The sequence below is a fragment of the Bartonella sp. ML70XJBT genome, from assembly GCF_028618425.1.
Lineage (GTDB): Bacteria > Pseudomonadota > Alphaproteobacteria > Rhizobiales > Rhizobiaceae > Bartonella.
Map to the genome: position 1 here is coordinate 1 of NZ_JAQISX010000039.1, position 5,722 is coordinate 5,722.

The 5,722-nt window shown below is 39.0% G+C and carries 1 pseudogene; it reads right to left on the reverse strand.

What is annotated here, in order from left to right:
- Nucleotides 1-5,722: pseudogene (locus tag PVV65_RS08825) on the reverse strand (hypothetical protein); the annotation flags it as partial.

Below are 5,722 nucleotides of genomic sequence, written 5' to 3' on the forward strand. Positions count from 1 at the left end.
TGAAGATTTGTGAAAGAACTTCCTACACCTTCAAAGGCAGCTGCAACACTATCATACTTCTTCTCTTCAACCTTATCGCCATTAGCATTCACTACGTTAACTTTGAAGTTTGGAGCTATCCATTTACTTTCTTTATACTCAGCACCGCCACCAAAATAACTCGCTAACGTATTGTTCATCGAATAAAGTTGGGAACCATTGATTGCATCACTTGAATTAGTTGTAATATCTCCATCCAAAATGTGCGTAATCTTGCTAGATGTTCTGTCTTTTCCTTCTCCATGTTGCGCACTAAAGGCATTCGCTTCCTTGCTCCATGATAAAGAATCTTGTGCAACGCCCTCTGAGACTTCCTTAATACGATTATTTACATTCTTGATATTTTTATCAAGGCCTGCAAAGGCTGAACCAACATCTTTAAACTCTGTCGAATTTACCTGACCATGAGTATCAACCTCTGATAATTTATAGGTTGGTCCTGTAAAGATACCCTTCTCAAAGCTTGTATCTCCACCTAAAAACTTGGCAACATCTTGAGAGATAGTGTTAATCTGACCACCTGTAACCACATCATGGGAATTTTCAGCAATTTGACCATCAGCAATATTATGCAATGCAACAGCAGCTGCTTTTTGACCTTTCCCAAAAGTCACACTTGTATAATCAGTCTCACCACTTTCCCTCTTATCATAATGAACTACCGCTGAACCATCTGATTGAAGATTGTTAGAAAACTTCTCCAAACTTTGATCAAGCTGAGCTTTATTAACCGCTTCATTATCTTTTGTCGCTGCCTTAACTCCAGAAAGTGTACGATCCTCACTATTCTTGTTAGCAATATTAACTTCAATGCCGGCTACTTCTTTACCAATAGTAATCGAATCTGTTTCTTTTGCTTGCTTAACAAGACTATCTCCTTCTACTTTGGCAATCGCATTATTAATCTCATTGGTAATTTTATTGTGAACATTTGTAAAAGATGTACCAACGCCAGCCAAAGCTTCCGCTACGTTCTTATAAGTCTCATCTTTTTCCTTACCATCAGCGTTAACTGTATTAACCTTAAAACTTGGGGCGATCCATTTGCCATCCTTATATTCAGTGCCGCCACCAAAATAGGTCGCAAGGGTATTGCTCATAGAATAAAGTTGAGAACCATTCACCGCTTCGGTCGATTTTTCTGAAAGATCTCCTGCTTTAACTCCAGAAAGGACCCGTTCTATACCGTCAGTGTTAGCAAAATTTACTTGAGTACCATTCGTTTCACCACCAACCGATATGACATGTGTCTTTTCATTTTGTTTAACAAGGCTGTCCCCTACAACTTGGTTAATTTGCTCATTCACTTCATTATGAATATTCGTGAAAGATTGATTCACTCCTTCAAAGGCTTCAGCAACAGTTTTATATTCTTGCTCTGTTGCTTTGCCACTATCATCGAACTTCTTAACCTTAAAGATAGGAGCGGTCCATTTACCTTCTTCATAACCAGCACCGCCACCTAAATAGCTCGCAAACTGATCTTGTAAAGAATAAAGCTGAGAACCTGTCACTGCATCAGTGGAAACTTTGGAAACCTCTCCATTCGCAAGAGAGGTGATCTTACTATTTTCTTTTTTACCTTCTTTTTCTCCATGTTGGGCGACAAAGGCTTTACTTTTCTGATCCCATAACAGAGCATCACCTTGAACTTCTTGAGTAATATTCGTGACCTGCTCAGTAAAGTTATTAACGACATTTGTAAAATTAGAATCAACATCGGAAAATGCATCCGCTACATTATGATAAGTCTTTGTTCCATCTTCCTTACCATCTTTGAAGATTTTAAGCGTAAAGCTTGGTGCTATCCATTTTCCATCCTTATATTCAGCACCACCACCTAAGTACTGCGCGACCGTTTGATTTAATGAATAAAGTTGAGAACCATTAATAGCTTCTGTAGAGTCTTTTGTAATATCTCCGACAGCAAGAAATTTAATTTTGCTGTTTGCCTTGCTATCTTTTCCACCATGCTGTGCACTAAAGGCACCATCAGTATTACTCCAATTCAAAGAATCTTTTGCAACGCCCTCTGAAACTTTCTTAATGCGAGCATTCACATTCTTGATATTGTCATCAAGTCCTTTAAAGGCTGAACCAACATCGGTATGGGATTTAGCTGTTACAGCACCTTCTCCATCAATGTTCGATAAGTCATAGTTTGGCGCTTGCCATTCTCCTTTCTCATTATAACCAGCATCACCACCTAAATAGCCAGCAAACTGTTTTTGCAGATCATAAATCTGTCCACCAGTGATTGCATCATGCGATTTTTCCTTAATATCTCCATCTGCTAGAGACGTAATCTTGCTGTTTGCCTTGCTATCTTTTTCCCCATGCAAGGCTACAAAAGCGTTACTCTCTTTACTCCACAACAGAGCATCGCCTTGAACTTGTTGCGTAATATTCGTAACTTGTTCTTTAAAATCCTTAACAATGTTCTGCACATTCTTATTTACATTTTGGAAATTATCATTAATTCCTGAAAAAGCTTGCGCTACATCGGGATAGTCTTTTGTGTCACCTTCTTTGCCATCATCCTTGATAGTTTTAAGCGTGAATTTTGGATCTGTCCACGTACCATTCTCATACTTAGCGCTACCACCGAAAGATTTGGCTATACTGTTCCCTAAAGAATGAAGCTGAGCACCCGTTATGGCTTCGGTTGAACCTTCACTGACACCCCCGTCGTGTAGACCGGAAAGTTTCCGGGCTCCATTATCCTTATTTAGAATACTGATTTCGGTGCCACCGGTTCCTCTACCAATCGTGATAAGACCTGTTCCTCCATCACGCAGACTACGCGATAAAGTCATCTCTGATGCTTGCTTAACAAGAAGATTGTCTCTTACATCCCCAATCTCATCATTAAGAGTCGTGAAAGTGCTGTTAACTCCTTCAAAGGCTTCCGCTACATTATGATAAGTCTTTGCATCACCTTTTGTGCCATCAGCATCAAATTGTGCAACTTTGAAATCAGGTTTTGTCCATTTGCCATCTTCATACTTAGTATCGCCACCAAAATACTCCGCAAGGGCAGTATTCGTAGAATGAAGCTGTGAACCATTCACCGCATCCGTTGATTTCTCTGAAAGATCACCTTTTTTAAGAGAGGTGATTTTACTATTTTTTCTTTCCTCTTTTTCTCCATGCTGCGCGCTAAAAGCATCCTCATCCTTGCTCCATACCAAAGAATCCTGCGCAACACCTTGTGTCACATCCTTGATCCGTTGGTTCACATTCTTGATATTCGTATCAATACCTTCAAACGCTTTACCAATATCTTTAAATTCAGCTTCTTCTTCCTTACCTTCTTTAGAAACCTGAGATAATTTATAGGTTGGACCCGTGAAAACACCATCTGTGAAAGCTGTACCACCTCCCAAAAACTTCGCAATATCTCCAGAAATTGTATTAATCTGGCCACCATTAATTGCATCACGTGAATCCTTAGCAATCTCACCATTGGCAACATTGTGAAGTGCAACCGAGGCAGCACTCTTGCCTTTTCCTAAAGTTATGCTTTCATAATTAATGCTGCCATTTTCATCATCTTTTTTATCATAATGAACAACGGCTGATTCATCAGACTGAAGATTATCAGAAAGATCTTTCAAACCTTTATCAAGCTGACCTTTGTTAACTGCTTCATTGCTATGCTCTGCATCCTTAACTCCTGAAAGGATTCTGTCTTTACTATCCTGATCAGAAATTGTGATTGTATTACCGTGTTTTTCTGCACCAATCTTGACTACTTGTTTCTCTTCATCCCACTTAACAAGACTATCACTGACAACATTCGTAATATCTTTTTTAATATTCGTGAATGAATTACCAACATCAGACAAAGCTTCTGCTACTGTATTATAATTCTTATCTTCAATTGTAATACCATCAGCTTCAACAACCTTAACCTTGAAGCTTGGTGCTTTCCATTCGCCTTTCTCATCATAACCAGCGCTATCATCTAAATACTTAGCAAATTTATCACTCAAAGAATAAACCTGGGAACCATTAATAGCTTCTGTCGAGTCTTTTGTAATATCTCCGGCAGCAAGAAATTTAATTTTGCTATTTATTTTCTGATCTTCTTTTGCATGCTGAGCTACAAAAGCACCGTTTTCATTGTTCCATAGCAAAGCATCGCCTTTAACTTCTTTGTTAATGTTATCGACTTTCTTATTAAAGTCTTCAACAATATGGGTCAGATGCTTGTTAACATTGCTGAAGTTCGTATCAATTCCTGCAAACGCAGAACCTACGTCATTATAGGTCTGCTTTTCACCTTCCTTACCATCTTCACCAAACATTTTCAGGATAAAGCTTGGGGCTGTCCATTGGCCATCTTCATAACCTGCACCACCACCCAAATAGCCAGCAAACTGTTTTTGCAGATCATAAATCTGTCCACCAGTGATTGCATCATGCGATTTTTCTTTAATATCTCCATCTGCTAGAGACGTAATTTTGCTATTTACCTTTTTACCTTCTTCCGTTTTATGCTGAGCGACGAAGGCTTTGTCACCCTTACTCCATAATAAAGAATCTTGTGCAACACCCTCTGAGACATCCTTAATGCGAGCATTTACAGTCTTGATATTCTCATCAACTCCTTCAAAGGCTTTTTCAACACCTTCATACGATTCTTTTGTGACATCACCCGTTTTTGAAACCTTCGATAAGCCATAGGTTGGACCTGTAAAAGTGCCATCAACACTAAAGGATGCATTTCCACCTAATGCACTTGTAACACCCGAAACAATCGTATTAATCTGACCACCCGTAACTGCATCACTCGAGCCTGCCGCAATAGAACCATCCGCAAGAGACGTAATTTTGCTGTTTGCCTTGCTATCTTTTTCCTCATGCAAGGCTACAAAAGCGTTACTTTCTTTACTCCACAACAGAGCATCGCCTTTAACTTGTTGCGTAATATTCGTAACTTGTTCTTTAAAATCCTTAACAATGTTCTGCACATTCTTATTTACATTTTGGAAATTATCATTAATTCCTGCAAAAGCTTGCGCTACATCGGGATAGTCTTTTGTGTCACCTTCTTCGCCATCACCCTTGATAGTTTTAAGCGTGAATTTTGGATCTGTCCATACGCCATCTTTATAACTAGCACCCCCTCCAAGGGACTTAGCTATATTCGTTGCTACAGTTGTTATATTTTGATTTGTCGTAAAAAGCTGTGAACCCGTGATGGCGTCATGTGAATCTGCTGATAGTGCTCCATCCTTTATACCTGTAAGTGTTCGCTTTTCATTTTTTTTGTTGGCAATATCAATTTTATCACCATCTGTTTCTTTACCAATAGTGATATGTTTCGTTTTTGAATCCTGTTTAACGAAGCTACTTGCTGCTACTTGTTCTTTAACATCTTGCAGTTGCGAAAAATTCACCGCATCATTCTCGGAAGTGCCAGCAGCAACACCAGAAATGGTCCGTGCCGTGCCATCCTTATTTGCTATACTGATTTTAGTCCCTTCTTTTTCTTCTCCTATCTTGATTAACTTAGATTCTTCATTCCACTTAACAAGACTGTCACCTTTTACATTGGTAATTTCTTTATTAATTTGGTTGCTAATCTCATTTTTAACATTCGTGATAGAAGTACCAACCCCAGTTAAAGCACTCGCTACATCAGGATAAACCTGATCTTTAGATCCGCCATCAGCAT